General features: G+C 65.3%; 23 protein-coding genes and 2 pseudogenes. 18 read left to right on the top strand and 7 right to left on the bottom strand.

Going from position 1 to position 26,983, the window contains the following annotated elements; all coding sequences use genetic code 11:
* Positions 1 to 6 precede the first annotated feature (6 nt).
* Genes ACESMY_RS11295 through ACESMY_RS11285 form a run of 3 tightly spaced genes read left to right on the top strand, consistent with a single transcriptional unit; the run spans position 7 to position 4,099 of the window.
* Positions 7 to 2,079, top strand: coding sequence for a glycoside hydrolase family 3 C-terminal domain-containing protein (locus tag ACESMY_RS11295; protein WP_372784686.1), 2,073 nt, complete (start codon positions 7 to 9; stop codon positions 2,077 to 2,079).
* The gene (locus tag ACESMY_RS11290) at positions 2,076 to 3,425 is read left to right on the top strand and encodes a sugar porter family MFS transporter (protein ID WP_372784685.1); all 1,350 of its coding nucleotides are present in this window, start codon (positions 2,076 to 2,078) and stop codon (positions 3,423 to 3,425) included. The genes ACESMY_RS11295 and ACESMY_RS11290 overlap by 4 nt, the downstream gene beginning before the upstream one ends.
* On the top strand, positions 3,419 to 4,099 hold the full coding sequence (locus ACESMY_RS11285) for an RraA family protein (RefSeq protein WP_372784684.1): 681 nt from the start codon (positions 3,419 to 3,421) through the stop codon (positions 4,097 to 4,099). The genes ACESMY_RS11290 and ACESMY_RS11285 overlap by 7 nt, the downstream gene beginning before the upstream one ends.
* A gap of 68 nt (positions 4,100 to 4,167) precedes the next feature.
* Here ACESMY_RS11285 and ACESMY_RS11280 read toward each other — a convergent pair whose 3' ends face one another.
* Positions 4,168 to 5,880 (bottom strand): IlvD/Edd family dehydratase, encoded by a 1,713-nt coding sequence (locus ACESMY_RS11280; RefSeq protein ID WP_372784683.1) that lies wholly within the window; start codon positions 5,878 to 5,880, stop codon positions 4,168 to 4,170.
* A 551-nt stretch (positions 5,881 to 6,431) separates the two neighbouring features.
* Positions 6,432 to 7,196, bottom strand: coding sequence for an SDR family NAD(P)-dependent oxidoreductase (locus ACESMY_RS11275; protein ID WP_372784682.1), 765 nt, complete (start codon positions 7,194 to 7,196; stop codon positions 6,432 to 6,434).
* 81 nt (positions 7,197 to 7,277) lie between these two features.
* Here ACESMY_RS11275 and ACESMY_RS11270 point away from each other — a divergent pair, with 81 nt between their 5' ends.
* Positions 7,278 to 8,033 (top strand): FadR/GntR family transcriptional regulator, encoded by a 756-nt coding sequence (locus ACESMY_RS11270; RefSeq protein ID WP_372784681.1) that lies wholly within the window; start codon positions 7,278 to 7,280, stop codon positions 8,031 to 8,033.
* Between the two features lie 627 nt (positions 8,034 to 8,660).
* Here the strand turns inward: ACESMY_RS11270 and ACESMY_RS11265 are convergent.
* Positions 8,661 to 10,967 carry a TonB-dependent receptor gene (locus ACESMY_RS11265; RefSeq protein ID WP_372784680.1) on the bottom strand — a complete coding sequence of 769 codons (2,307 nt, stop codon included), beginning with the start codon at positions 10,965 to 10,967 and terminating at the stop codon, positions 8,661 to 8,663.
* A gap of 271 nt (positions 10,968 to 11,238) precedes the next feature.
* On the opposite strand from ACESMY_RS11265, the gene ACESMY_RS11260 reads away from it, so the two are divergent.
* The 6 genes from ACESMY_RS11260 (at position 11,239) to ACESMY_RS11235 (ending at position 18,773) form a co-directional block, all read left to right on the top strand.
* On the top strand, positions 11,239 to 12,159 hold the full coding sequence (locus ACESMY_RS11260; protein ID WP_372784679.1) for a helix-turn-helix transcriptional regulator: 921 nt from the start codon (positions 11,239 to 11,241) through the stop codon (positions 12,157 to 12,159).
* A gap of 97 nt (positions 12,160 to 12,256) precedes the next feature.
* A complete protein-coding gene (locus ACESMY_RS11255; RefSeq protein ID WP_372784678.1) occupies positions 12,257 to 13,438 on the top strand; it encodes an amidohydrolase in 1,182 nt (393 codons plus the stop codon).
* On the top strand, positions 13,435 to 15,039 hold the full coding sequence (locus ACESMY_RS11250) for a GMC family oxidoreductase (protein WP_372784677.1): 1,605 nt from the start codon (positions 13,435 to 13,437) through the stop codon (positions 15,037 to 15,039). The genes ACESMY_RS11255 and ACESMY_RS11250 overlap by 4 nt, the downstream gene beginning before the upstream one ends.
* Positions 15,036 to 16,487, top strand: a complete 1,452-nt coding sequence (locus ACESMY_RS11245) for an aldehyde dehydrogenase (protein ID WP_372784676.1) — start codon at positions 15,036 to 15,038, stop codon at positions 16,485 to 16,487. Before ACESMY_RS11250 ends, ACESMY_RS11245 begins: the two co-directional genes overlap by 4 nt.
* An 88-nt stretch (positions 16,488 to 16,575) precedes the next feature.
* Positions 16,576 to 17,688 carry an MFS transporter gene (locus tag ACESMY_RS11240; RefSeq protein ID WP_372784675.1) on the top strand — a complete coding sequence of 371 codons (1,113 nt, stop codon included), beginning with the start codon at positions 16,576 to 16,578 and terminating at the stop codon, positions 17,686 to 17,688.
* Positions 17,685 to 18,773, top strand: a complete 1,089-nt coding sequence (locus tag ACESMY_RS11235; protein ID WP_372784674.1) for a DUF2817 domain-containing protein — start codon at positions 17,685 to 17,687, stop codon at positions 18,771 to 18,773. Before ACESMY_RS11240 ends, ACESMY_RS11235 begins: the two co-directional genes overlap by 4 nt.
* Before the next feature lie 94 nt (positions 18,774 to 18,867).
* Here ACESMY_RS11235 and ACESMY_RS11230 read toward each other — a convergent pair.
* A pseudogene (locus tag ACESMY_RS11230) lies at positions 18,868 to 19,080 on the bottom strand (DDE-type integrase/transposase/recombinase); the annotation flags it as partial.
* A gap of 156 nt (positions 19,081 to 19,236) precedes the next feature.
* Between ACESMY_RS11230 and ACESMY_RS11225 the strand changes: the two are divergent.
* The 3 genes and pseudogenes from ACESMY_RS11225 to ACESMY_RS11215 form a co-directional block, all read left to right on the top strand.
* Positions 19,237 to 19,566 (top strand): annotated as a pseudogene (locus ACESMY_RS11225) (phasin family protein); the annotation flags it as partial.
* A 72-nt stretch (positions 19,567 to 19,638) separates the two neighbouring features.
* Positions 19,639 to 19,893: a hypothetical protein gene (locus tag ACESMY_RS11220; protein WP_372784673.1), complete on the top strand. Its 255-nt coding sequence runs from the start codon at positions 19,639 to 19,641 to the stop codon at positions 19,891 to 19,893.
* 996 nt (positions 19,894 to 20,889) lie between these two features.
* Complete coding sequence (locus tag ACESMY_RS11215; RefSeq protein WP_372784672.1) at positions 20,890 to 21,264, top strand: hypothetical protein; 375 nt, start codon at positions 20,890 to 20,892, stop codon at positions 21,262 to 21,264.
* Positions 21,265 to 21,284: 20 nt separating this feature from the next.
* On the opposite strand, the gene ACESMY_RS11210 is transcribed toward ACESMY_RS11215, so the two are convergent.
* Positions 21,285 to 21,623: a hypothetical protein gene (locus ACESMY_RS11210; RefSeq protein ID WP_372784671.1), complete on the bottom strand. Its 339-nt coding sequence runs from the start codon at positions 21,621 to 21,623 to the stop codon at positions 21,285 to 21,287.
* 31 nt (positions 21,624 to 21,654) lie between these two features.
* Positions 21,655 to 21,972 carry a helix-turn-helix transcriptional regulator gene (locus ACESMY_RS11205; RefSeq protein ID WP_372784670.1) on the bottom strand — a complete coding sequence of 106 codons (318 nt, stop codon included), beginning with the start codon at positions 21,970 to 21,972 and terminating at the stop codon, positions 21,655 to 21,657.
* A 274-nt stretch (positions 21,973 to 22,246) separates the two neighbouring features.
* Here ACESMY_RS11205 and ACESMY_RS11200 point away from each other — a divergent pair, with 274 nt between their 5' ends.
* Positions 22,247 to 22,738: a helix-turn-helix domain-containing protein gene (locus ACESMY_RS11200; RefSeq protein WP_372784669.1), complete on the top strand. Its 492-nt coding sequence runs from the start codon at positions 22,247 to 22,249 to the stop codon at positions 22,736 to 22,738.
* Here the strand turns inward: ACESMY_RS11200 and ACESMY_RS11195 are convergent.
* On the bottom strand, positions 22,705 to 23,022 hold the full coding sequence (locus ACESMY_RS11195) for a response regulator transcription factor (RefSeq protein WP_372784668.1): 318 nt from the start codon (positions 23,020 to 23,022) through the stop codon (positions 22,705 to 22,707). The two genes, ACESMY_RS11200 and ACESMY_RS11195, sit on opposite strands and share 34 nt — an antisense overlap.
* A 303-nt stretch (positions 23,023 to 23,325) precedes the next feature.
* On the opposite strand from ACESMY_RS11195, the gene ACESMY_RS11190 reads away from it, so the two are divergent.
* From ACESMY_RS11190 to ACESMY_RS11175, 4 genes are read left to right on the top strand one after another with little or no spacing between them, the layout of a single operon-like run.
* Complete coding sequence (locus ACESMY_RS11190; RefSeq protein WP_372784667.1) at positions 23,326 to 23,934, top strand: lytic transglycosylase domain-containing protein; 609 nt, start codon at positions 23,326 to 23,328, stop codon at positions 23,932 to 23,934.
* A complete protein-coding gene (locus ACESMY_RS11185) occupies positions 23,931 to 24,242 on the top strand; it encodes a TrbC/VirB2 family protein (protein ID WP_372784666.1) in 312 nt (103 codons plus the stop codon). The genes ACESMY_RS11190 and ACESMY_RS11185 overlap by 4 nt, the downstream gene beginning before the upstream one ends.
* The gene (locus ACESMY_RS11180) at positions 24,235 to 24,579 is read left to right on the top strand and encodes a type IV secretion system protein VirB3 (RefSeq protein ID WP_372784665.1); all 345 of its coding nucleotides are present in this window, start codon (positions 24,235 to 24,237) and stop codon (positions 24,577 to 24,579) included. Before ACESMY_RS11185 ends, ACESMY_RS11180 begins: the two co-directional genes overlap by 8 nt.
* Positions 24,572 to 26,944 carry a VirB4 family type IV secretion/conjugal transfer ATPase gene (locus tag ACESMY_RS11175; protein ID WP_372784664.1) on the top strand — a complete coding sequence of 791 codons (2,373 nt, stop codon included), beginning with the start codon at positions 24,572 to 24,574 and terminating at the stop codon, positions 26,942 to 26,944. The genes ACESMY_RS11180 and ACESMY_RS11175 overlap by 8 nt, the downstream gene beginning before the upstream one ends.
* Positions 26,945 to 26,983: the final 39 nt, after the last annotated feature.

The raw sequence follows: 26,983 nt of genomic DNA, 5'->3' as shown, positions 1-26,983 counted from the left end.
GGTAAGATGAGCTTGGATGAAAAGATCGGGCTCGTCACCGGCCAGTGGGGTCTGAGCGTGGGTCCGTTCAAAGCCGATCCCCAGGCGCGGGGCGGAGATGGATTCGCCAAGGGCGTCGCGCGTCTCGGCGTTCCCAACCTTCAGCTCATCGGGGCGGGGCTGGGCGTCACGGACCTCGGCCGTCGGGCCAACGGGCCATCTACCGCATTGCCCTCAACCTTGGCCCTGGCGGCCAGCTTCGATCCTGGACTGTCCTACGCCTATGGCGAAGTCATCGGCCGCGAGACCCGCCAGGAAGGCTTCAACGTATCGCTAGGCGGCGCTGTTAATCTGACGCGCGATCCGCGGGGTGGCCGAGCGTTCGAGTACCACGGTGAAGATCCGATCCTCGCCGGAAAGATGATCGCCCCACAACTGCGAGCAATCCAGGATCAGGGCGTCGTGGCGACCATCAAGCACTTCGCCTTGAATGACCAAGAAACCGATCGCTTCGGGGTCAATGAGGTCATCGACGAACGCGCCATGCGCGAGGGGGAGCTCCTGGCGTTCGAGATCGGGATCAAAGAGTCCGGCGTCGGCGCCGTGATGTGCTCCTACAACCAGGTCAACGGCGACTACGCCTGCGAGAACAACAAACTGCTGAACCGGCTGCTGAAGGGCGAGTGGGGCTTCAAGGGATGGGTGATGTCCGACTGGGGTGGCACCCATAGCACTGCCAAAGCGATCAACACCGGCCTCGATCAGGAATTCTTCGACGGCACGAAATTTGGCCCCGCGCTTGCCGTCGCCGTCCAGGCTGGCGAGGTGCCCGCCTGGCGGCTGGATGATATGGTCCGGCGCATCGTCCGGTCACTGATGGCCGTCGGAGCCATGGCGGACAAGGTGGTGACGCCAATTGACCCCGCGGCCGGAGCCGAGGTCGCGCTTCGCAGCGCGCAGGAAGGCTCCGTGCTGTTGAAGAACAACGGCGTACTGCCGGTGAGGCCGGCCAAGCGCCTGCGCATCGCCGTAATCGGTCTCAATGCGGATCGCGCCGTGATGTCCGGCGGCGGCTCGTCCCAGGTCAATCCGGTAGGCGGCAACGCAATCCCGCCCCAGACCATACCGTCGGGTCCGCTTGGCTTTGCCGGAATCCCCGTGTGGGTAAGCTCCTCTCCGGTCGCAGCCTTGCGGGCGCGGCTTCCGGGCGCGGACATCCAGTTCGACTCCGGCGAGGCGCCGGACAGAGCCGCCCGGCTCGCGAGATCTGCCGATGTCACCATCGTCTTCGCCGGGCGACGCCGCACCGAGGGGACCGATGCCCCGGACCTCACCTTGGGCGCTGGCCAGGACGACCTGATCGCCGCGGTCGCCGACGCCCACCGGAAGACGGTGGTGGTTTTGGAAACCGGCGGGGCGGTGCTCATGCCTTGGGTGTCCAAGGTCGGCGCCGTCCTCGAGGCCTGGTATCCCGGCCAACAAGGCGGGGAGGCCATCGCCGATCTGCTCACCGGCGCGGTGAACCCTTCGGGGAAGCTGCCTCTAACGTTCCCGGCCAGCGAGGCCGATCTGCCCCGCGCCAAGATCCTTGGCGTCGCGAAGGACCGCATCGAGCTCGAGGACGTGCTTCATCCCAAGCGGGTCGACGTCCGCCTCACCGAGGGTGTGCTGGTGGGCTACAAATGGTTCGACGCCCAAGGAAAGACACCCCTATTCCCGTTCGGACACGGCCTTTCCTACACGAGCTTCGGCTATGATCGGCTGAGCGCCACCTTCGACGACAGCCTTACGGCGACGTTTTCGCTGACAAACGCCGGAAAGGTTCCTGGAACCGAGGTGGCGCAACTCTATGTCAGCCTGCCAGCGTCGACAGGCGGCCCGCCCCGACGCTTAGCGGGGTGGGCCCGCGTGAACCTGGCCGTCGGAGAAAAGCGCACTGTGCAGATCCACGTCGACCCTAAGGCGTTGGCCATCTGGGATATAGCAGCGCAACGCTGGAGATTGCCCGCTGGGGACTACACTGTGTCGGTAGGAGGCTCTTCCCGAGATCTCCCACTGAAGATCAAGCTGGCGCTGGCCGAGGCGCGATGGGTGCCTTGAGCCTCCCTGAGACGGGCGCGCACGGCCGAAGCCTCTTACTGGTCTGTGCGGCCGCGGCTGCGGGCGGGTTCCTGTTCGGCTTTGATCAGATCGTTATCTCAGGCACGGTCGATGCCGTCCGCGCGCGCTATGGATTGCATGCCGGCCTTGAAGGGCTCTTCGTCAGCGCTGCGCTGATCGGCGCCATGGTCGGCGCCGCAGCTGCCGGTTGGCTGACCGACGCACTGGGCCGCCGCTTTAACCTGCTGCTGGCGGGGGGGCTCACCCTGTTCGCCGCCCTGGCCGCGGCGCTGGCGCCTGACGCGGCCCTACTCATCGCCGCGCGAATGGTCGGCGGCCTCGGCGTCGGCGTCGCGAGCATGGTGTGCCCCCTCTACATTGCCGAGATAGCACCGAGCGCGAGCCGCGGCCGGCTGGTGACCCTGTTCCAATTCGCGATAACCCTAGGCATCTTGATCGCCCTGATCAGCAATGCGCTGCTCGCGGCGCGGTTCGCCGCCCCGCCGGGCGGCGCCCAAGTCGAACTCTGGCGCTTGATGCTGGCGACCCAGGCGGTGCCGAGCCTAGCTTTCCTGGCGCTCTCCTGGCCCCTGCCGGAAAGCCCCCGCTGGCTGGCCCGAGCCGGCCGGGCGGATGAGGCGCTGGCGATCCTGGGTCGGTTTGCGCCTTTGGCCGAGGCCCGCGCAGCCTTGGCTGAGGTCGCCGTCGATGCTGCGCCGAAGGGCGCACTTGGGCGTCTGCTCTCTGAGGATCGCCGCGCCCTTGGTCTAGCGCTGGCCCTGGCGGTGTTCTCGGAACTGAGCGGCATCACGGTTGTTTTCTATTACGGTCCCAGCATCCTTTCCCGGGCAGGGTTCGCGTTCGGCGGCGCGCTCAGCGGCATCGTCTCGATCGGCGCGGTCAACATGCTGGCGACCCTCATCGCCCTGACACTCATTGATCGTGTGGGCCGGCGCGCCCTATTGCTGACCGGCACGGCGGGGGCGGTCGCCTGCTTGGTGGGCATCACGCTGACTATCGGCGCCGGCGCGGGTCCGCGCTTGGTGGCTTTGATTTGCGGTTTCGTCATCTGCTTTGCGTTCGGGATCGGACCGATCAAGTTCGTCGTGGTCCAGGAATTGTTCCCCACCGCAACACGGGGCGTGGGCGCAGCGGCGCTCACCGTCGCAGTCTGGGGCGCTGGAGCCCTGGTCAACCAAGTCTTCCCGACGATCCGTGACACCTGGGGCGCGGCCGCCTCCTTCGGCCTCTTCGCCGGCGTGCTCGCCCTTCAGATTCCATTCGCGATCCTGCTGCTCCCAGAGACGGCGGGACGCTCCATTGAAGGCGGACCTGACGGATGGTGAAAGCGATCGAACCCCTGCAGCACCTGCTGTCCGTGGCGCGGGCGGAGCTATTCACGGCTGTTATAGGCGACGTGCTGGACCAAATGGGTCTCACTCGCCAATTCCTGCGGCCCTGCCTAAGGCCGATCACGCCGGTGATGCGGATCGTCGGCTGGGCGATGCCGGTGGAAGAGCGCGATCTGCCCGAGGATCCGGAGCAGCGGGTTGGCAAGCCGTTCGGGCGGATGTTTGAAGCCCTGGACGACCTGCAGCCCGACGAGGTCTACATATGCGCCGGTTCGTCGCCGACCTACGCCCTGTGGGGGGGCTTGATGTCCACCCGCGCCAAGGCCTGCGGCGCCGCGGGCGCCGTGCTGCACGGCTACCATCGCGACACCAGCGACATCCTGGCGCTCGACTTCCCCGTGGCGTCCTTTGGGGCCTATGCTCAGGATCAAGGGGTTCGCGGCGAGGTCTCCGGCTGGCGGAGGCCGATCGAAGTGGACGGGGTGAGCGTTGTGCCGGGAGATCTGATCTTCGGTGATCGCGACGGGGTTCTGGTGGTCCCGCAGGATGCGGTGGCGGAAACCGTCACTCGCGCCCTGGAGAAGGTGCGGAGCGAAAACCTGGTGGCCAAGGCGCTGAGCGCCGGCATGACCAGCCAGCAGGCCTTCGACACCTACGGCGTGATGTAACGCACCCGGCGAATTCTGGACTTCCTCCTTGGAAACCTGCGGGTAGGACACTATCTCGCACGGTTTGTTCAGTGGGAATCAGCCGCCGGCTCCGAGCCGCGGCATCCCACTAGAAAATCGAAATCGGCGCCTTCGTCAGCCTGCAGGACGTGCTGTGTGTAGAGCTGGGCATAGCCGCTCGCGGGGCCCGGGGCAGGCGTCCAGGCGGCGCGCCTGGCGGCCAGTTCCTCCGGCTCCAACATCAAATCCAGACGGCGGGCGGACACCGATAGGGCGATGCGATCTCCGGAGCGCACTAGCGCCAAAGCGCCGCCGACGGCGGCCTCCGGCGCGACATGCAGTACGACGGTGCCGAAGGCCGTCCCGCTCATTCGCCCATCCGAAATTCGGACCATGTCGCGGACGCCGATCTGGACAAGGCGCTTGGGGATTGGGAGGTTTCCGACCTCGGGAAAGCCGGGATAGCCCCGCGGGCCCACGTTCTGGAGCACCAGGATATCGTCGGGTCGAACGTCGAGATCGGGATCGTCGACCTTGGCGCGCATATCGGCGGCATCTGTGAACACCACGGCGCGGGCTGTGTGCTCCATCAGGGCGGGGCTGGCCGTCGAGGTCTTGATGACCGCGCCGCGTTCCGCGAGATTTCCGCGAAGGACAGCCACGCCGCCAGCCGGCGCGACTGGATCGCACAGAGGGCGGATGACGTCCCGGTTGTCGTTACGCGCGCCGGCTAGGCTCGCGCCGAGGGTCCCGGTCCAGACGCTAGCGGCGCTGCGGTCCACGAAGTCCCCAAGCTCGACCATCAGGGCGGGTACGCCGCCCGCGTAGCAGAAGTCCTCCATAAGAAACCGTCCCGTCGGCATCAGGTCCACGAGACACGGCACATCGTGTGCAGCCATCTCCCAGTCGTCGAGTGTGAAACTCACGCCGAGACGACCTGCGAGCGCCAGCAGGTGCACGATAGCGTTGGTCGACCCGCCCAGGGCCGAGCAGGCGACGGCAGCGTTGAGGAAGGATCGACGGTCGAGCACCTGCGACAGGCGCAGGTCCTGCTTCACGAGATCGACGATCCGCCGCCCTGAAAGCCGCGCCAGGGTCTGACGGCGCGCATCGACGGCTGGCAGCGCACCGTTGTGCGGCAAGGTCACGCCCATGGCCTCCGATAGACAGGCCATGGTCGAGGCCGTGCCCATGCTCATGCAATGTCCGGCCGAGCGGTTCATGCCAATCTCCGCGTCGAGGAACGCATCTAAGGACATTTCGCCCGCGCGAACCTGTTCGCTGAACTCCCAGAGGCTTGTCCCCGATCCGATGTCGCGGCCCCGGAACTTGCCGTTGAGCATCGGTCCCCCGGACACCAGGACCGCCGGAAGATCGACACTGGCCGCGCCCATCAGCAGCGCTGGCGTGGTCTTATCGCAACCCGCCATCAGGACGACCCCGTCGAGCGGATTGGCTCGGATCGACTCCTCGACGTCCATGGACACGAGATTGCGGAACAGCATCGTCGTGGGCCGCATCAGGGATTCTCCTAGCGACATGACCGGGAACTCCAGCGGATAGCCGCCGGCGTCCAGAACGCCGCGACGCACGTGATCGGCCAGTTCACGAAGGTGAGCGTTGCAAGGCGTCAGTTCGGACCATGTGTTGCAGATGCCGATCACCGGCCTACCGTCGAACTGATCGGACGGCGTGCCTTGATTGCGCAACCAACCCCGGTGGATGAAGTTGTTGCGATGGCTGCCTTCGAACCAAGTGCGTGAACGTAGCGGGCGGCTCATGCGATAAGGCTCCTTAGGCTGTGCACGACGGCGAGGGGCAAGACCGCGCCCGTTGGGCGATGACCTGTTCGGCCACTCTGCGACCGACCTTTACAGCCTGAGGCCTGGAGCCACGGCTGCCCCCAATCACCAAGTAGGCGGCGTTGAACGCATCGCCGGCGCCCGTAGGGGCGAGGACATTCCTTGCGGCCGCAGCTGTGAAACGATCACACTGACCACGCGCCCTGACAACGACGGCACGGCGTACTTGGCGCAAGACGATCTCCGCCCGCGGGCTGACGAAATCGAAAAGGAAAGTCTCCCCTCCCGAGCCCCATGCCAGTTCGCGCGCGTCGAAGCTCTCTGCTGCGAGAACTTTAAGGTAGCTGTCGCTCAAAGAAGCGACTCCAACTGCGCGCACCAAGCTGGTCGTATAACCGAACCTAGCCAGATAGACCGCCGTGTTGAGTTCGTCACCAGAGTAGCCGAACTGATCTGCGACCGCTTCGCGGGGCGACATTTCCAAGAGGGGCTCACCAAGCGCCACACCCTGCAACGCGGCATCGAGGCGATCAGTATCGGACGACATTGCGGCCATACCCACCGTCGGCCACGAGCGTCGTTCCGGTGACGTACAGCGAGGCGTCGGAGGCCAAGAAGAGCGCCGGCCCGACCATATCGTCGACCTCCGCCACCCGCCCGGCGGGAATCCAACTGGCGAAGCGTTCGTGACCGATCTCCGTGAGAAGCTCGCGATTGATGTCGGTCGCCACCGCTCCCGGAGCGAGATTGTTCACCCGGATGCCTTTCGGCGCCAGTTCGATGCTAGCCGTCCGCGTGAACATCGCCAGGGCAGCTTTCGCCATGCCGTAGGCGACGTTGCCCGGATAGGGAACCCATTCGTGGATCGACGTGACGTTAACGACGGATGCAGCCTTGGACGCGGACAACTCAGGCAACAATGCGGCCACCAGCTGAACCGGCGCCCGGGCGTTGACCGCGAGGGTTTCGTCAAGATCGTCTGGATTTAGGGTCTCGATAGACCCTGGGCGCTCGACTCCGGCGTTGTTGACTAGGATGTCCAGCCGGCTCGTCCGCGCCCGCACCTGTCTCGCTAGGACCTCCGCGCCGTCGCGCTGAGCGAGGTCGCTTGAGAGCCAAGCCGCATCTATATCGGCGTCACCATTTGCCGCCTTGCAATGGCGCATGACCTTGGCGCCGGCCGCTTCCAGCCCGTCTGCAATCGCCTGGCCGATCCCACGGTCGGCGCCAGTGACCAGAGCGACCCGACCATCCAGTCGAAATCGAGCAGCTATTTCATGGGATGAATAGGGCATAACATCCCATACACGCGCCTTGCATGGGCCAGCAATCAGATTATAGGCTCCAAAATTCTCATCGGCGCCAGGCTCCAGTCCATGAAATTACCAGATCGGCGTGCCGAGAAGTCTTCCGCAACGGTAATGGGCCCGGCCGCGAGCAGGACTAATGAAATACTCGATGCCCTGGGGTCGCAGATCGTGCGCGGCGATCATCTCTCTGGCGCCAACCTTCCCACTGAACAGGAGCTGGCGACGCAGTTCCACGCGGGCCGCAACGCCGTTCGCGAAGCGGTTAAAATCCTGACCGGCCGCGGGTTCGTGCGAACCGAGCGTCGGGCCGGCACGATCGTCTTGCCCGAGTCGAGCTGGAATCTCCTCGATCCCAGCGTACTCGGTTGGCTGCTCCTCCATCCGAAGCATCGCGACCGGGCCGTGGCAGAACTGACCGCGTTACGCGGACTCCTGGAGCCCGAGATTGCGGCGCTGGCTGCCACCAATGCCACGACGACCGAGATCCTGCGTGTGTTCGAAGCTTATGAGCAGATGGAAGAATACGCCGGCGACCGCAAACGCGCCATCGAGGCGGACATCAGCTTCCATCGGCGTCTCGCGGAGGCCTCGCACAACGCCTTGTTGCAGACCGTCATGCGCTGCTTCGAGGTCCTTCTGCGCGCCAACTTCGAGCTGGTGATGGCGATCGATGGGAGATTCATCCGAAACCTCGTCGAGCACAAGGTCGTGGCCGAAGCGGTACATGCTCGCGATCCGCGCGCTGCCCGCGCGGCCATGGGCAAGCTTTTGGACAACAATGCCGAGGACATCTCCGAATTGCTTCCCCGGGGTGGCGCTTGAGGTCCGACCAAAGATCCTGACCGAACCGAGGCGGCTCGCCCCCATAAATTCCGTCAGGCCGCCGCGGTGGCTGCCGCCCACGTCTGGTGAACCTCGGCCCGGAACGGTCGAAAGGTCGGTCAGCGGATCAGGTGGGGCTGGCTCTAGACGTCGTTGTAGACGGCGGAAATCGGCGTGCAACACTGATCCCATCTCGGGGATATCGACGTCGAAAGGGCTCCCCTGTTCTTGAGTCTCTGATGGCCAGATCGGCGGATTGGTCAGCTGCGGATCGAGACGGAGACCTTGATGGCGAGGACGGTTGGGCGGAAGGTGGGGCTGTCGCACAACGTAGTCCGCTAGGGGCTGCGGTCGGGTCAGACAGCGCTCAAGTACGAGAGGGCCGAGCGGACGCACCCAAAGCTGGACGCCTATATCGAGCACCTTCGGGCCATGCTCGAGACCAACGCCGTCGCGGTCCTCACGGATTGGCACGTCCGACCCGAGCGACTGCAGGAGATCTGTCTCGAAGCGATAGGCGCCAGGGTGAAGGTCTTCGCCGACAAGCGATGAGCGGCGCCAGTCTGACCTACACCGTAGCGCCGCGCTGCAGGCCGAACTCAAAACGGCCATTTCACGACTGAGTCGTTAGAAGCCCGCCCTCAGACTGATCCCAATGGTGCGTGGTCGAACGGTCGTCGCCTGGGTCAGGCCATTGATCACATCGTAGTCCAGCCGAGGCCCACGATCGAACGCGTTGGTGACATAGATCGAATACTTATAGCGGCCGTAGGCAAGACCCAGGTCGAGGTTTACCTGCTCGTAGCCCGACTGAATCTGAGTGATGTTTGGCGCGGTCGTGACACCGGTAGGCGTGCTCACGGGCAGGGTAGTCTCGAATCCTCGGAGGCTCGAACTCCGGTACTGGTATTCTGCGCGGAACGTGCCAAGCCCTTGCCCCGGGACGGGAAACCGGTAAGCGATCGCAGTGTTCGCGATCCATTTTGGCGTATCGAGTACCGCTTGGCCCACCTTTGCCGAAATGCCGACCGAACTGCGTGTGATACGGGCGTCGGCGTAGCTGGCCGTTCCGCTTAGCGTAAGCCCCTCGATGACCTCATATTCCGCCGAGACTTCGCCGCCCTTGACGACCGCTGTAGCCGCATTTCCGGTGAAGGAAAATCCGCAGCTTGGAAGGAAGATCTTCTGCTGAATATTCTGCCAGTCGGTGTAGTAAGCGGCTCCGTTTACGGTAAGGCGGCGATCCAGGAACTGGTTCTTGCTTCCGGTTTCGTAAGTCCACAGCTTGTCCGACTGATAGCCCGCAGGGACCGAACTCAGGTGGAGACTGGCGAGGTCCGCTGCACATAGACCAGGCGCGACGGCGGATGGATTGCTGCCGCCTGGACGAAAACCCTTCGCCGCACTGGCATAGATCAGATGATTGTCCGCAGCACGGTAGGAGAGTTCGAATTTGGGATTCACGCCGTCTTGGCTGCTGCTCCCGGCGGCGTGAGTGTGACCGCCGTTCAAGATGCCGTCGCCCGTGGTGTTCACCGACTGCTCAACACGGAAGGCTCGTAGGCCAAGACTGGCATCCAGGGTCGGTAGGAGTGCGTAGGTCAGTTCGCCAAACCCGGCGTACTGAGTGGTGCGCGTGGCGGCAACCCCGTGATAGACGGTGTCCGTACCGGTTCCCAGCGCCGCGCCAACACCAAGCGTATTCACAGCTTGGTCAAGCACATCCTTTTGCTTGGAATAGTAGAGGCCCGCAGTCCAGCGCAGTCGCGCCGCCGGGTCCGACGACGACGCTCGCAGCTCCTGACTGAACGTCCTCGTCTTGCTGTCGGACGCATTAGGCGAATTAAGGCCGTAGAATGCCGGCGCCAGGATGCCGATATAGAATGAATAGTCACGGTCCCAGGCCACCGACCGATCAACCTGACCGGTCAGCCAGGTGAGATCGACTCCGCGCAAATGTTTGACGGCGGACAGTGAGTAAACATCAAGCCCGTCCCGGGTCGGCTGCGCCAGGCGAAACGAACTCGTCAGCGCAGGGAGATTGGTCCAGAAGATCGACGCGTTTTTCTGGTGATAGTTCTGGTGAAAGAGTTGGGGTGTGATTTCCAGACTTGCGTCAGGTTGCCAGAGTAGCGCCATCTTCAGGGCGTAAACATTGTCTGAATTCTGGTCCGCATCCGATCGCGTGCTAAGCGAGGGCTTTGTGAGCGGCGAGAGGGGATTCGGCGGCGCGGAGGTGCTGGTGAGATAATTCACCGCCGGGGCGTTGGGAATATTGTCCACATAGCCCGCATCGCCCCGATAGTTCACCCCGACCCTCAGGGCCAGAACGTCGGCCTTCAACGGCAGGTTCAACACGGCCTCAGCATTATAAGACTGTTTGCCATGGGCGACCCCGGCCAGACCTCCGGCCACATCTAAGCTAAGGTTGGAAAGGTCGGGCGCATGGCTGACGTATTTGATCGCGCCGCCCATGGCGTTCCCGCCGTACAACGTTCCTTGTGGACCCTTCAAAACCTCCAGCCGGCTGAAATCGAAGAAGACTGGGTCAATCGCCCCGCTGAAGTTGGTGGTCACCGTCACGAGAGAAACGTCGTCGAGGTAAATCCCGACGGTCGGGCTGGGTGAGGCCGAGCTGATTCCTCGAATGGTATATCGACTCTGACCGAGGTCGGCGCCGGAGAACGAGAGACCCGGCACTTGGCGTAGGACATCCTTCAAATCCCGCGGATTGCTGCGTTCGAGATCGGCGGCCGACAGGGCGGTCACCGTCATCGGGACTTCCTGGATTCGTTCTGACCGCTTGCGCGCGGTGACAACCACCTCGTCAACCTGTGTGGCTGCGGTGTTCGCGGCCCGAGCGGGTGAAACGCCGGTCGCAGCCACAACGACCGCCAAAGCGATCAAGCTGGCGCCGCCAAGTAGTTTTTGCATATCCCCACCCCATTCTGGAAAAGTCGACGCTGATCGGGCGGCGAATCTGCGACTTGCGCTGCGCCTCCTCAGCCGTCGATTGTTTGCAGCATTACGAGAGCGACGCGTTATGGGCGGAAATGACGCCTTATGGCGGACGCAATAATTCCGCCGCGTGAGGATCATGGCGGTCAAACGACCCGCGTTTGCAAACGCGTGGCGACGATGCGAAGTTGAACTTGGTGATCGCATTGGCCCGTAGAGGTCGCCGCAGTCCCAACGACAGGTCCTGATGCAAATGCTCGACGGAGAAATCTTCGACAACTTCAGTGGCCGATTCGAACTGCGCCGGCCGAAGGACGACGTTGGCTATCTGATTTGCGACGGGTCCTCCAACACTGGGATCAACGAAGAGTTGCCGGGCCAGGAGTGTCTCACCTTCAAACTTCAGCTCGCGGGCGCTGGCGAGTACCACTTTGGCGCCGGTCCAGACATGACCGCCGATGGAGAATGCCTCGTCGTGGCTCACCAGCCCATCGGGGTGGTAAAACGGCAGGTGATCCCGAAGGCTGTTCAGGATCGTTCCGTGACGGTGTTCTTTCCGCGTACGGCCAACGGTGGCATCGCGGGATGCGAAGTCGGGTCCCGCGAAGTGCAGGCGGCGACCGCGTTCCTGTCACAACGCCTGTTGTTTCAGCGCCATGAGATTCCGCGGGCGGCGGTTCATTGCACCGCGGCGATCCTCAGCCTGCGTCGATCGCCGTGGGCCCAGGAACGGTACAAGCGCGCGAAGACGGATGAGCTTTCCTGCCTTATGCTGGACTTCTTCCTCTCGCAGTTCCGGACGACCCAGGATCACGGCCTCATGGATCGCGAGGTGCGGCGCGTCCAGCAGGCCCGCGCGATCATCAGCGAACGTTTCGACGCCCCGCCGTCCGTGGCCGATCTCTCCAGATCGGTGGGTCTGAATCGCACCCGGCTGACCGCTGCGTTCAAGGCCTTTTATGGGGAGACCGTCGGCGAAGCGGTGCAACGGGAGCGAATGGCTTGCGCCCAGAGCCTGCTGAGCGAAGGGGGCCATTCCGTCAGCGAGGTAGCTGAACGCTGTGGATACGGCCACCTCAGCAATTTCTCACTCGCATATAAGGCTTTCCATGGTGTCTCGCCTTCCGTCGCCCGGGACGGACCGGCCAAAATTGTGCGGCCTGAATAACCGCCCGGTCGGCCGCATAACCTGACCCCACTCGCTGGCGCTACGATCCCTGGAGCTCGGCGCTGCACAAGGGTGCACAATGCCGTGGGGAGCGAACATGAACCTCGATCCGGCTCTGACGCCCCTGGTCGGCGACATGACAGCTTGGCGCCGCCGTTTTCACCAGCATCCCGAGCTGGGGTTCGAAGAAATTGAGACCTCGCACCAGGTCGTCCGCCTCCTGGAATCCTGGGGCGTTGAGACCCACGCCGGCATTGCCGGCACTGGCGTTGTGGGCATCATTCGCGGTCATTCCGACGGCCCCGGCTTGGGATTGCGCGCGGATATGGATGCCCTGCCGATCCAGGAATACGGTGGCCGGGCTCACCGATCGCGCCGCGACGGCTGCATGCACGCCTGCGGTCACGATGGGCACACGGCGATGCTGCTGGGCGCCGCGCGCGTGCTGAGCGAGCGACGGGACTTCGCCGGGCAAGTCAATCTGATCTTCCAGCCTGCGGAAGAAGGGCTGGGCGGGGCCAAGGCGATGATCGAGGACGGACTCTTCGAGCGTTTCGGCTGCGACTCAATCTTTGCACTTCACAACGCCCCCCAGCTGCCGCTCGGGAGCGCTGCGGTTCACTCGGGGACAGCCTGCGCTGGCGCGGCAACCTTCCGGGTGGTGGTGCGCGGCCAGGGCGGCCACGCGGCAAACCCGCATCTCGGATCGAGCGCCATCTCGGCGGCGGCCAGTATGGTGGCGACCCTCGAGGCGATCCCTGCGCGCAGGCTCCATCCAGCGGCGATGAGCGTGATCAGCGTGGCCGCCATCGATGGCGGACGCGCGTTCAACGTGATCCCGGACTCGGTCACCCTGCTCGGCACAGCTCGCGCGTTCGACGCCGCGACTCTGATGGCGATCGAAACCCAGATGCGCCAGATCGTCTTGGGCGTCGGCGCGGCGTTCAGCGTCACGGTCGATCTTGAGTTTCAGATCATCTTCTCCCCCACCGTAAACAACGTGACGGAGGCAGCGGTGGCCGCGGCGGCGCTCGAGCACGTCCTTGGGGCTGGGCAGGTGCGACGTGATTTGGCGCCCGTCACCGGTTCGGAAGACTTCGCATATATGCTCGAACGGCGGCCGGGGGCCTTCGTCCTGCTTGGCGCAGGCGTTTCGGACGCAACGCCGATGCTCCATGCGGCGGACTACGACTTTGAAGACCGACTCCTGCCGATCGGCGCAAGCTTCTTCCTGCAAATGGTCGACCTGAAACTCAGAACGGCGCGCGAAGCGCCATGACGCGCCCGGAAGATGAGACGTTCGACTACATCGTCGTCGGCGCCGGCGCATCTGGCTGCGCCGTCGCCGGCGGCCTGGCCGCCCGGCCGGGCAACCGGATCGCCGTTCTCGAGGCGGGCAGGTCCAGGGGTCCAAAAATTAGCGCCATTCCGGCCGCGACCGTGTTCACCAACGGCAATCCCGCCTTCGACTGGTGCTATTCCGCGCAGCCCGATCCCACCCGTTACGGACGAGTCGACGCCTGGCCGCGCGGGCTCGGACGCGGCGGCAGCACGCGGATCAACGGGATGATTTTTGTACGCGGCGCTCCGCAGGACTATGACGCTTGGCGTGGTCTTGGGGCGACAGGGTGGAGCTATAGCGACCTCCTGCCCTATTTCCGGCGGATCGAGTCGAGCCCTTTCGAAGTCAGCCAGGCGCGCGGGGCAAACGGACCGATGTCGGTCTCCAGTCTGCCTTATGTTCATCCGCTCACCCGACCTTTCCTCGCCGCCGCGGCGGAGGCCGGCCTCCCGACCAACCCCGACTACAACGGCCCGGTGCAGGACGGCGTGGGACTCGTGCAGGGCACCCTGCGGCGAGGCCGACGGCGTGACGCGTTCGACGCCTTCCTCAGACCTGCTGTGCGCCGCGGCGCCGTGGCGCTGTTGGAAGGGGCGAAGGCTCATCGGGTAATCTTCGAGGACGGGCGCGCGGTGGCGGTGTCCTTCGAACAGGACGGCGTGATGCGGACACTGCGGGCGCGGCGGGGCGTGGTCCTGTCCGGCGGCGCGATCAACACGCCGCAGCTCCTCATGCTATCGGGGATCGGCGACCCCGCGAAACTCCGCGACCTGGGCATCGAAGTTGTCGCTGCCTCTCCGGAGGTCGGCAAGAACCTGATGGAGCACGTCGGCGTCTGGCTGGGGCTTCGGGTGAACACGCCAACCCTTAACCAGTGGGCGACGCCGCTCGGCATGGGGGCTGCATTCCTAAGATGGCTGGCCGGCGGCGGTCCCGCGTCGGCGCCTACCGCCCAGGCCGTCGCCTTCGCCCGTACCCTGCCCGACCAGGATGCGCCGGATGTCCAGATTCACATGACGCCGTTTGGACACGTCGGTCACGGCGCGGCTCGCAGATTGGCGGCATTTCCAATGATCAGCGTGGTCGCCAGCGTGAGCCATCCGAAGAGCCGTGGGCGTATCGCCCTGGCCACTAACGATGCTCGCGACGCCGCGCTCATCTTTCCTCGGCTGCTCGATCATCCCGACGATCTCGCAACCCTAAAGCGCGGCGTTGAGCTTTGCGGCCGCATCGCGGACGCGCCGAGCCTTCGTGGAGCCGTCCTCGAGAAGATCGAATGGCCCGATCTCAGAGACGGGTGCTCAGAAGGCGAGCGACAGCTGAGGCTGGCGGCTAGTCCCATCTATCACCCGGCTGGCACCTGCCGGATGGGTGAAGATGATCGCGCCGTGGTCGACTCTCAGTTGAGGGTGCGCGGGGTCTCGGGCCTCTTCGTGGCCGACACATCGATCTTCCCACGCCACATCAGCGGTAACACCCAGGCCGCAGCCATGATGATCGGTGATCGGGCGGCCGACCTTTTTCGAGAGCATTCATGACCATCGACGCGGCGGCCCTGTTGGACGGCTTTCGACATTCGTGGATCGACGGTGCGCCCTGGGTAGCCCGTGGCGAAGGGATTCCCAGCATCAATCCGGCCACAGGCCTGGATCAGGGCCTCATCGACGACGGCGGCGGGCAGGCGGCCGACATCGCCGTCATGGCGGCCCGGGACGCCTTCAACGGCGGGTGGGGACGCCTGCGCAGCGCCGAACGAAGCGGTCATCTGCTCGCCTGGGCCGAACGGATCGCAGCGAATATTGACCAGTTGGCCTGGCTCGAGACCCTTGAGGTGGGCCGCCCGATTACCGATGCACGGGCGCTGGTGTCCCAGGGTCCCGGCTTGGTCCGCTATTGTGCCAGCCTTATCGGCGACCTTGCCGTGCGCGCGGACGGTGTCGCACGGCGTCCGAGGGGGGTGGTCGGCGCGATCACGCCCTGGAATTTCCCCGTCGCAAACGTGCTGGTGCGTGCTGCACCCATTCTGGCGGCGGGTAACTGTCTGGTTCTCAAGCCCTCCGAACTCTCGCCTCGATCTGCGGTGCTGCTAGGCCAACTGGCCAGCGAAGCGGGTCTGCCGGCTGGCGTCTTCAACGTTGTTCTGGGCCGGGGTGATACCACCGGCGCGGCCCTGGCGGCCCATTCAGACGTCGATATGATCACCTTCACGGGGTCGACGCAGACGGGCCGGGCGATCGCCCAGACCGCTGCCTCTCTCAGACTGAAACCTGTGGCGCTCGAGTGCGGCGGCAAGTCAGCGCAGATCGTTGCTCAGGACATGATTGACGAAGATGAGATCTGGCCGGCCATATTCTGGTCGGCCTTCTGGAACACCGGACAGTGGTGTGCGTCACGAAGCCGGCTGCTCGTGCCAAGCGGCAAATTGCATCGGGCCGTCGCCGGTCTGGCCGCTGCAGCGGAGGCCTGGCGTGTTGGTGATCCTTCCGATCCGACCACTGCCTTGGGTCCGCTGGCCAGTTCACGGCAGCATCGGACGGTAGCTGGATACCGTGAGACGGCGAGAGCTGCGAGTGCGCACCTCGTCCTTCCCTGCCCTCTGGGCATGCTGGATCCCAGAGGATTCTTTGTCTGTCCTGAGTTGATCCTCAATCCGGGCGCCGACGCCCCAGTCTGGCGTGAAGAAACGTTTGGCCCGCTTCTAGCGGTCCAGGAATACGCAGACATCGACGAGGCCGTGGGTCTGGCGGAGGCCAGCGACTACGGCTTGGCGAGTACTTTGTGGACGGCAGACCGCAACCTTGCGGAGGCCGTGGCCGAGCGGCTGACGGTGGGGTCGGTCGATGTCATGACCACGCCCCAGGCAAAACCTGGATTGGGATCGGGCGGCTATTTCGAGCCGCGAAAGCAATCTGGGTATGGCGTGGATGGGGGCTTTCAGGGAATGGCGGCTTACACGGCCCCCCAAGCGATTACTTATGTCAGCTGAATTCGGGACCCGGATCGCATCCCCCCCGGACGGCGGCGGAACAGCGCAAGGCGCGGGCGGCGGTTCTCCATGGGGCCTTGCGGGCCTGATGGTGATCGCCACCGGCGCGCTGACAAGCGCCACGCTCGCCCCCGTTCTGGTCGGGCTCTATATCGACGATCTGAAATTGACCGCAGGCCTCGCCAGTCTGGCGGTAGCGGCCGAGAATCTCGCCTATGCCTGCGGCCTGCTGCTGTTTTACGTCACGCTTCACAAGTTGCCGCGACGGCGATTGGCCACTGCGGGTCTGGCGGTAATGATCGTCTCCAGCCTGGTGACTGCCGGCGCTTCGGGATTTTGGGCGCTCATCCTCATTCGCACGGTGTTCGGCTTAGCTTTAGGCTTGGCGGCGTCCACGGTATTCGCGGCCTTCGCGGCGCGCCCCGACCCTCAGAAAGCCTGGGGCCTCGCCAACTTTATCAACCTGACCTATGCGGCAGCGTTGCTCTCGGCCTCGGGATGGATTTCGGAACATTACGGCCTGATCGGTATCGCGACAGTTCTCGCGGTGGTGGCCGCGATCGGGTTGGCGTGCACGTCCGCCCTGCCGCCAAGGGCTCCAGCCGTAACGGCTACGCATAGAGCGCAGCGGTCACCGCCAACCCGGAGTCGGGCGGTTCCAGCGACGTGCGGAGTCCTAGCCCTGTTCTTTCTGTATGCCGGCCACACGACGCTCTGGTCGTTCCAGGAGCGCATGGGGGTTAATCTGGGTATGAGCCGTACGCAGGTCGGTTTCCTGTTAGGCGTGTCCGTCTTGGGCGCAATCCTTGGCTCGGGCGCGGCCCTATTGGTCAGTGGCCGCTGGGGTCGATTGGGACCCAGTGTCGCCGCCTATGCGGGGCTTCTGGCATCGACCCTGCTGTTGGCAGCGTCGAGCCAGACCGCCTATATCGCCGGCGCAATTCTAATCAAGACGGCTTGGTTCTTCGGCCTGCCGTTCGTGCTCGGAGCTGTGGCGCGATTGGATCCCACAGGGCGTTGGAGCACTCTGGGTGCGGCGATGCTGGCATTTGGATCGGCGCTGGGGCCGGCTTTGGCCGCGCCCGTTGCACAATTCGGGATGTCCGCCGTCGCCCTCCTGGCCGCCGGCTTCTATGCCCTGAGCTTGGTGCTCACCTTCCCACTCTTCCGCGCAGACAGCGTATCGGGGCTCCCGGGTTGATCGCGTTTGAGTCGTCCTTTGAGATGGCGCGAGCCGCCTTTCGCCGCGGCGTGCGCCAGGCTGGTGGGCGTCTGGAGGTCGCACCGATCCCGGGTCTGGGCGCCGATGCGGAGGATCTGACTATCGACTGGGGGGTGATCGGACCCGCCCATTCGAGCAAGGTCCTGTTGTCGATCTCCGGGACGCATGGCGCTGAGGGCCACGCGGGTTCGGTCGCTCAGAGGGCATTCCTGGCTTCGCTTGCGGAGGAGGCCCTTCCCGACAGCTGCAGCATTGTCCTGGTGCATGCGCTCAATCCTTGGGGTCTGTCGCATGGTCACCGAGTAGACGCTGAAAACGTCGATCTCTCGCGCAACTTCTGCAACTTTGACCGGCCTCGACCCACCAATCCAGACTACGACCTGATACATCGCCAAGTATGCCCTGATCTTTGGCGAGACGGGATGCTCGAACGGGTGCAGCAGCTCTACAGGGAGCTCAGCGCTGAACTCGGTCACGGGCGAGCCCTGACCGCCTTCACCGGCGGCCAGTACACTCATGCGGACGGTTTGGCATTTGGCGGCTACAGACCTTCGCCATCCCATATTGTCCTGCGGCGCATCGTCCAGACCGAGCTATCGAGCTGTCGTCAGCTCGCGTTCCTGGAATGGCACACCGGGGCCGGCGCCTATGGCGAACCCCTAATCATGGCCCTGCAGCCATCGGACCACCCCGCCCGGGCGCGAATGGCTGAATGGTGGGCCGGTCTTGCATTGCAGGGACCGGAAAACGCGTTTGAATCCAGAGAAACGCCCGATTGGTCAGGTCTGCTGTTTGAGGGGCTGCAGCGATGGCTGCCGGACACCGACATCACCGGTGCGCCGATAGAGATTGGTACGGTCACAAGCTTTGAGGCGTTTGAGGCGGTTATGATTGATCGGTGGCTGCGTTTGGGAACTGCGGGAGGGGAACGACAGACGCGAGAGGGCCTAATGGCCAGATTGACGGCGGCGTATTGCCCTCCAGACCTGAATTGGCAAGAAAACGTCGCGCGCCATGGCGAGACCTTTCACGCCGCAGCTTTGCGAGGTCTTGAGGCGTGGTGAGCCTCGGACCGTCGAGCCGATCGCGACCGCCTCGTTTTCCAAGCCCATCAGCGGGGCGGAATAGTCTGTGCTGATGGTGCCTTTGTGCGTACAACGCCGGGTAGGACGCCAGGCCATCGGTCACGACGGTCTCCGGATGGTTCCCCTGGTTCTTGAGCAATTTCCGGAGGAGCTTCAAGGCTGCGGCCTTGTTCCGACGCTTCTGCACCAGGACATCCAGCACCTTGCCCTCGTCGTCGACGGCGCGCCACAGCAGCATACGCCGACCACGGATCTTCACGACCATCTCGTCCAGATGCCAGCGCGCCGTGGGTGTGAATCGGCGCGAGAGATTGGCCCCTGCATACCCCATTGAATCAACATTTTATCGCGCCGATCGGCGTTGAAACCCCGCGCCGATTCACAAGGTAGGCATCGATAAGACGCTGTCAGCCCTTAACGAGGCAACGAGGCGAACGCTAACTCGCAGAAAAATCTTGAAGCCCTGGTCGCCTCGGTCGCGGCCGCGACAAAAGGCGCTGAAACCTTGCGGATGGAAGCGATCACTTTTGCCAAGAAGACTTTGGAAGACCAGACCGCGGCGGGAAAATCGCTGGCAAGCGCCAAGTCCCCACAGGAGGTCGTGGAGCTGCAAATGGCCTACTCCAAAAGCGCCATGGACGCCTACATGGCCGAGGTCGTGAAGCTATCCCAACTCGTCACCGCGTCGGCGACAGAATCGATGAAGCCCTTCAGCGAGCGTATTGCGGCGATGACGCAGCTTGCGGGGCGGTCGGCGAGTTCAGGAAAATAGTGAGGGCGCATTGTCAGGGTCGTGGCTGCTGGTGAGCCTGATGTGCTTGAGAGCCTCGCGACCTGGAAGCCTATGACCGAACTGTCCGAGTTGCAGGACCGTCTCAGCGCCGCGATTGCTGAAGGCAAGCCCCCCGACTACGTCGTCATGGCCGTTACGACTTGGGAGCGGATCCGCGCTGAGTATGCCGGGTTGACGGGAGATCCCGCCCCGACGTTTTTCCGAGTGGTGGGGCGAATGGTCAAGATTGCCGAGGACGTCCACCATCCGGTTTTTGGCTATCTCGATGACCTGGCGGTAGGCAAGCCATCGCCATGGCCCACGTGAAGCCCAGCACACGTAGTCAGCTGAGCTAAAGCTCCTACCCCTTGGCGGAGGGCCGCCGCGCAACTAAGCGATCCCCGCACATCAACTCGCATGGCCGGCCCTCGTGGTGCAGGTCCAGGTATCGGATCGCGTGGTCATCGTTCGGGCAAAGGAAAGGTACGCCCCGTCGGCGGCGGTCATGGTCGGTGTAGATGATCCTGTAGGTGCCCATCACTGCTCAGCAAAATATGCGATTTCAGCCTCGTCTATAGGCCAGCCGACATTGGAAACTCCAGACACGTGAATCGGCGCGAGAGATCAACCCCTAAATAACCAATTAAATCAATGTGTTATCGCGCCGATCGGCGTTGAAACCTCGCGCCGATTCACACCAAGCTCTACATTGCCCACCTGAGGGGCTTTTCTGACCTCCACATTCTGTCGCAAGCGGTCATCGGCCTCGCGGTGGAAAGCGAACCTTCCTACCGCGCGCTTTCAGTCAGGGGTGGTCAGGCTCCAGAAGGGAAATTGAGTTCGACGGTGACGCCGTCGGGGTCGATGACAAACACCTGACGCACACTCGGCATCGGCATGATGCACTCGGTAAAGGGAACGCCGAGCCGGGTGAATCAGCTGGCGAATTGACCCCTTCGGCACCTACTAAATCAATAGGTTAGAGCGCCGATCGGCGCGTTGACCCCCTGCCGACTCACACCCCAGACCGTCTCGGAGGTCGTCGCCCAGGTCATCCCACCTACGCCGGCGCGGCGTCGACCGGCCGTTCTCCTGACGAGCCTCCGGGAACGGCTTGGATCCTCGTTTGCAGAATTCCGTCATGGGCCCACTGATCCGGACGAGTTCCGCGTCCGATGCGGCGCGCGTTGGCTGACGCTGAGCCTCAAGGCCGTGGATCCGGCGACCGGGTCAGAAGGCCGCCTCGAGCTGGTGCTCCACTCAGGCCCGGGTCATGCCCAGCGGAGCTTCGCAGACACCGCAGAGGACACGCTCGAAGCGCAGATGGACGAGATCTCGGTCGCTATCCTGTCGGCCGCGGAAACCGAACATCGCGTCGCCGCCCTCCAGCATTACCGATGGTGCCTGGAGCGGCGCCGCGACGCCGAGCGCGACGCGCGGGAGCGCCGGGCCAAGGCGCGCAAGCTGTTGCGCCAACGCCGCGAGGCGCGTGAGGACGAGCGGCGGCGCCTGCTCTATGCCCAGGCCGACGCTTCGCGGACGGCGCGCGACATCCGTGGCCTTGTGGCCGAGGTGATGGCCCAAGCCGAGGCGGCAGGGTCCGCCCGGCGGGTGGCGTACTGGGCGGACTGGGCGCGCGCCGAAGCCGACGCCCTGGACCCGCTTCTCAACGACACCCCGGCGCCGCCGAAGTCCTGACTCCGGCAAGGGTGCGCGCTCTAGGCCCGCCCTTCGACGGCTTGCTGCCGGGCCCTGCGATTGAGCACGTCGCAGATGGCGTCCGCGTCCTCTTCCGAAATCCCGGCGTACCGCGTGTTGGCGAATGTCGCCGGCTCACCGGTGAGCTTGTCAATGACGCGGAATCCCTCGGGATCCGGCTGTGGCGCGAAGCGGCTAGGACGGCGTAGCTCGGCGCGCTCGACCTCGAGGTAGGCGGCCTTGTTGGCGGGCCTGCGTCGCCAGGCGTGGAAGTCCCACAGCTCGGCCGTACTGATCGGCAGGCGGCTCAGCGTCGCAAACCAGACGGCCGCTTCTGCCTTCGGATTGGATCGTGCCATGCGCAATATTCACGCCGCCCGGATGGAACGGTCAAGCGTGTGGGTGTCGACCTAGCGCGCCCGCCACCGGCCTCGCCCGCCGCTTGCGGACATCCGGGAAAGGCGCACGGCCGAGCTCGGCGGTCTCCGAGGCGCGCCGCCGCTCGGAGAGCCAGGCCTCGACCTCTCCCAGGTCCCAGACGACGCACCGGGCGGTGAGATTGAAGCGACGCGGAAACTCCCCGCGCTGCTCCAGTTCGTAGATGGTGGTGTCGGCGAGCGGTACGATAAGGCGCAGCTCGTTGCGACGCACCGTCCGCAGCGTGCGCGCATCGGCGTCGCTCATGCGGCGCGGCGACCGGCCGATCATGACTGGCTCCGTTCGTCGGTCACAGCGACCAAGGCGTCACTCACGCACATTGAAGACCTCCAGGTTCGACGGGTTGAGGTCTTGAGCCTAGTCCAAACGCCGCCGCGCGGATGAGGCGTAAGGGTACGCCGCCCCCGCCCTCTGCCCAGCAGCGGGGTGTGCGGACGACCATCGATCGGCACGACCATCGATGCGGCTTGGCAGCGGGGCCCGCGCCGATGGTATAGGTTGCGCTCAGCAAGCATAGGTTGTTGCATCCGCGCCGATGAATGCCGTGTCGCCCCCTCCGCTGACGGAGCGCCAGTTGCTCCTGTCGCAGATCCTCAAGGCGATCCGCCGCCGGCGCGGGCTCCGCTCGTCCGAGGTCGCGCGATCGATCGGGATGGCGCTGCGCTCGTACCAGCATTTCGAGTCGGCCCGAGGCCGGGAGGACGGCCCGACGATCCACGCCTTTGCCGAGGCTGTGGATGCCGACGGCTACGCGATCCTGCTGGCGCTCGACATGAAGTCCGCGGACTTCGCGGTCGATTGCCTCGACAACAAATTCACGAGCGTCATGGTCCTGGCCGTCCGGCGCTTCCGCAAGAAGTCCGGCCGGGACCTTGCCCGCCTCGACCCGCGCAGCGTCATCGGCGCTTTCGAACGCGCCTTCGGCGAGCTCACCAAAAAGCTCGGAGAGGATGACGCCTATGTCGAAGAGTGGATGACCGACCCGGCGCTCGGCGGAGATCTTCACGATCCTGACGACGAACCTGAGGATAGGTAGCGAGGCTCCGGGCTCCTTGCCGAAGGCCGGACCAGGAGCCCCAGATCCTGCGCGTGGAGAACGGCCTGCAGCCGTGTCCGGACATTGAGGCGGGCGTAGATGCGCCGCAGATGCCCGTCGACGGAGCGCGCCGACAAATCGAGAATCCGGCCGATCTCCCAGGCCGTCTTGCCTTCCTGCACCCAGTAGAGGATCTCGACCTGGCGCAACGTGAGGGCCTGATGACGACGGGCAACGGTGAGTTCAGAGACCTTGTGCGGAAACGACAACGCATTCGAAGTCATTGCTGTACTCCTGCTTTACCGGAGGCCCGACTCGGTCTCCGAATTCTGACAGAATAGATTAAGCAACCTGGGGTTCCGAGTCCGGTCCCGCAACTGCACTGAATCTGTAAATACTGCGCGGTGTGCGCAAACTTGTTGCGCGGTGGTTCACTGATCCGGCGCGAAATCTCGACGTTCACCCGTCGAACCCTGACAGATGCACCCGGGCGCCGGAGCCCGCGGCGTAGGATTACGCCCGGGCGTACCCCTACGCCTCGCGCCGCCTCGGGTGCTCGGCCAGTCTCCGCTTCGAACGGAGACCCCATGCCCCTCGACCTCGCCGCGCTACAGATCCTTGCCGCGACCTGCGCCCCTGCGGTGGCGCCTGCGACCTTGCTCGCCATCGGCAAGGTGGAAAGCGGGTTCGACCCCCTGGTCATTGGGGTGAACGGGCCAATGCCGCGACGGCTGTCGTTCGCGACCCCGGCCGCCGCTGCCGCCGCCGCCCGCCGGCTGATCGCGGACGGCGCGAACGTCGATCTCGGCCTGGGCCAGATCAACGTCCGCAACCTCGCCCGGCTGGGACTAAGCGTCGAAGCCGCCTTTGAACCCTGCCGCAATCTCGGCGCCGCCGCCCAAGTGCTCGTCGGTGACTACCAGCGCGCCGCGCCGGCGGCCGGCCATGAGCAGGAGGGGCTGCTGACGGCGCTCTCCTACTACAACACCGGCCGCCCGGACCGCGGCTTCGCCAATGGCTACGTGGCCAAGGTCGCTGCCGCCGCGGGACGGATTGTCCCGGCCCTGGCGGCGCCTGAGACGCCTCCGCGACATCCACCCGCGCCGCCACCGCGCGAGCGGCCCCCCTGGGCGGTCTTCGGCGCGCCGACAGCGAGCGCCTTCGTCATCACCCCCGCCAATGGAGTAAGCCCATGACCCTCAGTCCTCGCGTCGCCTCGCGCGTCGCCCTGGCCATCACCCTGCTGGCCGCCGCGAGCCCCGCGCTTGCCCAGACCACAAGCGCGGTCGGCGGCAACCTGACGACATTCCTGCAGAACATCGTCGACCTGATGAACAGCGGCGTGGTCCGCCTGATCGCGATCCTGGCCGTGATCGGCTGCGCCGCGGGCTGGATGTTCGGCCGGCTGGATCTCCACCGGGCCGCCACGGTGGTGATGTCCATCATCGTGATCTTCGGCGCGGCGACCATCGTCGACGTGATTACCGGCGGATCCCATGCCTGAGGCCGCCGTCGAACGCCTGGAGGAAGAACCTCTCTTCCTCGCCTGCACCCGTCCAGCGATGGTCCTGGGCGTGCCGATGGAGGCCATGGGCCTCAACGTGGTCGTCTCCTGCGTGGCGTTCCTGGCAGCCGGCTCGATGCTCTGGTTGCTGCTGGCGCCGGCGCTGCATCTCGCCTTCCGGGCGATCTGCCGTTCCGACGCGAATGCCTTCCGCGTGCTCTACCTCTGGCTTGAGACCAAGGGACGCTCGCGAAACGGCGGCGTGTGGGGCGGCAGCTCGCTGTCGCCGCTTCCCCTGCGCCGTCCGCGCACCTGGCGCGAGGTGGCCCGTGCCTAGCGTGCGCCGGCTCGACGCCGATGCGCTCCTGCAGCGCGAACGAACGGCGACCCTCGCCCTACCCTATGCCCGCCACGTGACCGACCAGGTCCTGGCGCTGGACAGCGGCGCCTTGATGCTCTGCTTCCGCCTCGAGGGCGCAAGCTTTGAGACCGCCGACGTCCGCGACCTCAACGACTGGCACGCCAAGCTCAACGGCGTCTGGCGCAACCTGGCGTCCGACCAGCTCGCGCTTTGGCACCACCTGGTGCGGCGGCCGGACAAGATCTGGCCCGAAGGCGACTACCGCTCAGCGTTCGCCAGGGATCTCGACGCCGCCTACCGCGCGCGCCTCGGACGGCGCCAGCTGTTCGTCAACGACCTCTTCCTGACCCTCGTCTGGCGGCCGACCCGTGACGCGACCGGCCGCGCCAACGCGCTCCTGGCCCGCTTCGGCGGACAGGCGGCGGCGGACGAAGGCGTCGGGCTGCGCCGTCTGGAGGAGGCGGCTGGAGACCTTGTCCAACATCTTGGCCGCTATGGCCCGACCCCCTTGGCGACCTACGATCACCTCGGTCTCGCCTTTTCCGAGCCGCTAGAGATGCTGCGCCTGCTGATCACCGGCCGACCCGAACGCGTGCCGCTGATCGCCGGCCATCTCGGCGGCGCCGTCTACAATGCCCGCCTGATCTTCGGCCGCGAGGCCCTGGAAGTCCGGGCGGCCGACACCACGCGGTTCGGGGCCGTGCTGGGCATCAAGGAATATCCGGCCCAGACGCGCCCCGGGCTCTGGGACGGCCTTCTCTCCGCCCCCTTCCCCTTCGTGGCGGCGCAATCCTTCGCCTTTCTCTCCAAGCCGGCCGCGGAAGCGGTTATGAGCCGCAAGCAGAACCAGCTGCTCTCGGCCCGCGACCGGGCCGCGTCCCAGGTCGAGGGCCTGGACGCCGCCCTCGACGACCTGACCTCGAACCGCTTCGCGATGGGCGAGCACCAGGCGTCGGTGGCGGTCTACGGCGACGACCGCGCCGCACTCGCCGAGCACCTTTCGCGCGCCCGCGCCATGATGGCCGACTCCGGCCTGGTGGTGGCGCGCGAGGATCTCGGACTCGAGGCCGCCTACTGGTCGCAGTTCCCCGGCAACTTCCGCTACCGCCTCCGGCCGGCCGCGATCACCACCCGCAACTTCGCGAGCCTGGCGCCCTTCCACACCCATCCGGCGGGGCGGCCCTCTGGCAATCATTGGGGCCCGGCCGTGGCGTTGCTACGGACCTCGGCCGGCTCGCCCTTCTACTTCAACTTCCACGTGGGCGACCTCGGCCACACCTTCATCTGCGGGCCTTCGGGCTCGGGCAAGACGGTCGTCCAGAACTTCATGCTGGCCGAGCTGGAGAAGCTCGGCGTGCAGCAGGTGATCTTCGACAAGGACCGCGGCGCGGAGATCTTCGTGCGCGCCTGCGGCGGAACCTACCTGACCCTCAAGCCCGGCGAGCCCACCGGCCTTGCGCCGTTGAAGGCGCTGGAGTTCACCCCGGCCAACCGCGCCTTCCTCGGCGCGCTCGTCCGCCAGCTGGTGACGCCGTCGGACCGGCCGCTCACCCCGCCGGAAGAACATGCGATCGACGCAGCCATCGCCGCCCTTGGCCCCCTGCCGCCGGCGCAACGCTCCTTCGCCGCGCTTCGCTCGCTGCTCGGCCAGCGCGACGCCGCGGGGGTGGGGGCGCGCCTCGACCGCTGGCGGCGCGGCGCGGCCCTTGGCTGGGCCCTCGATGGGGAGACGGACGCGCTCGGTCTCGACGCCCGCTTCATGGGCTTCGACATGACCCACGTCCTGGACGCCCCGGAGGTTCGCACCCCGCTGATGATGTATCTCTTCCATCGGCTCCAGGGCCTGGTGGATGGCCGCCGCCTCGTGGTCGACATCGACGAGTTCTGGAAGGCGCTTGGCGACGAGGCCTTCCGGGGCCTGGCCGAGGACGGCCTGAAGACCTGGCGAAAGCAGAACGCCATGATGGTGTTCGGCACCCAGTCGCCGGCCGACGTCCTGCGCTCGCCGATCGCCCACACGATCGTCGAGCAGTGCGCCACGCAGATCTTCCTGCCGAACGCCCACGCCCAGGCCCGCGACTACATCGAAGGGTTCGGCCTGACACACCGGGAGTTCTCGCTGGTTCGCGAGGAGCTGGCGCCGGAGCAGCATCGCTTCCTCGTCAAGCAAGGCCTCAACTCGGTGGTGGTCGAGCTCGATCTCGGCGGCCTCGACGATGCGCTCGCGGTGCTTTCGGGGCGCGCGGAGACCGTCGCCCTCCTCGACCGGCTGCGCGCCGAGCACGGCGATGATCCCGCCGCCTGGCGTGAAGCCTTCCACGCGGCCCGCAAGCTCATCTGACGGCGGCGCCGGCGCTACTGCGACCCATCCAGGTCAGGT

This window comes from Phenylobacterium sp., assembly GCF_041691455.1.
Classification (GTDB): Bacteria; Pseudomonadota; Alphaproteobacteria; order Caulobacterales; family Caulobacteraceae; genus Phenylobacterium.
The sequence above is the reverse complement of the archived record's forward strand: the minus strand, read 5'-3'. Positions and strand labels throughout refer to the sequence as shown.

Excerpts from the sequence above, each read along its gene's own strand:
- ACESMY_RS11270 (WP_372784681.1), top strand. The coding sequence starts at position 7,278 with ATGAAATTACCAGATCGGCGTGCCGAGAAGTCTTCCGCAACGGTAATG.
- ACESMY_RS11275 (WP_372784682.1), bottom strand. The coding sequence starts at position 7,196 with ATGCCCTATTCATCCCATGAAATAGCTGCTCGATTTCGACTGGATGGT.
- ACESMY_RS11285 (WP_372784684.1), top strand. The coding sequence starts at position 3,419 with ATGGTGAAAGCGATCGAACCCCTGCAGCACCTGCTGTCCGTGGCGCGG.
- ACESMY_RS11210 (WP_372784671.1), bottom strand. The coding sequence starts at position 21,623 with ATGGCACGATCCAATCCGAAGGCAGAAGCGGCCGTCTGGTTTGCGACG.
- ACESMY_RS11245 (WP_372784676.1), top strand. The coding sequence starts at position 15,036 with ATGACCATCGACGCGGCGGCCCTGTTGGACGGCTTTCGACATTCGTGG.
- ACESMY_RS11255 (WP_372784678.1), top strand. The coding sequence starts at position 12,257 with ATGAACCTCGATCCGGCTCTGACGCCCCTGGTCGGCGACATGACAGCT.
- ACESMY_RS11250 (WP_372784677.1), top strand. The coding sequence starts at position 13,435 with ATGACGCGCCCGGAAGATGAGACGTTCGACTACATCGTCGTCGGCGCC.
- ACESMY_RS11280 (WP_372784683.1), bottom strand. The coding sequence starts at position 5,880 with ATGAGCCGCCCGCTACGTTCACGCACTTGGTTCGAAGGCAGCCATCGC.
- ACESMY_RS11190 (WP_372784667.1), top strand. The coding sequence starts at position 23,326 with ATGCCCCTCGACCTCGCCGCGCTACAGATCCTTGCCGCGACCTGCGCC.
- ACESMY_RS11295 (WP_372784686.1), top strand. The coding sequence starts at position 7 with ATGAGCTTGGATGAAAAGATCGGGCTCGTCACCGGCCAGTGGGGTCTG.
- ACESMY_RS11180 (WP_372784665.1), top strand. The coding sequence starts at position 24,235 with ATGCCTGAGGCCGCCGTCGAACGCCTGGAGGAAGAACCTCTCTTCCTC.
- ACESMY_RS11205 (WP_372784670.1), bottom strand. The coding sequence starts at position 21,972 with ATGATCGGCCGGTCGCCGCGCCGCATGAGCGACGCCGATGCGCGCACG.
- ACESMY_RS11185 (WP_372784666.1), top strand. The coding sequence starts at position 23,931 with ATGACCCTCAGTCCTCGCGTCGCCTCGCGCGTCGCCCTGGCCATCACC.
- ACESMY_RS11265 (WP_372784680.1), bottom strand. The coding sequence starts at position 10,967 with ATGCAAAAACTACTTGGCGGCGCCAGCTTGATCGCTTTGGCGGTCGTT.
- ACESMY_RS11195 (WP_372784668.1), bottom strand. The coding sequence starts at position 23,022 with ATGACTTCGAATGCGTTGTCGTTTCCGCACAAGGTCTCTGAACTCACC.
- ACESMY_RS11215 (WP_372784672.1), top strand. The coding sequence starts at position 20,890 with ATGGACGAGATCTCGGTCGCTATCCTGTCGGCCGCGGAAACCGAACAT.
- ACESMY_RS11220 (WP_372784673.1), top strand. The coding sequence starts at position 19,639 with ATGACCGAACTGTCCGAGTTGCAGGACCGTCTCAGCGCCGCGATTGCT.
- ACESMY_RS11240 (WP_372784675.1), top strand. The coding sequence starts at position 16,576 with ATGGTGATCGCCACCGGCGCGCTGACAAGCGCCACGCTCGCCCCCGTT.
- ACESMY_RS11260 (WP_372784679.1), top strand. The coding sequence starts at position 11,239 with ATGCAAATGCTCGACGGAGAAATCTTCGACAACTTCAGTGGCCGATTC.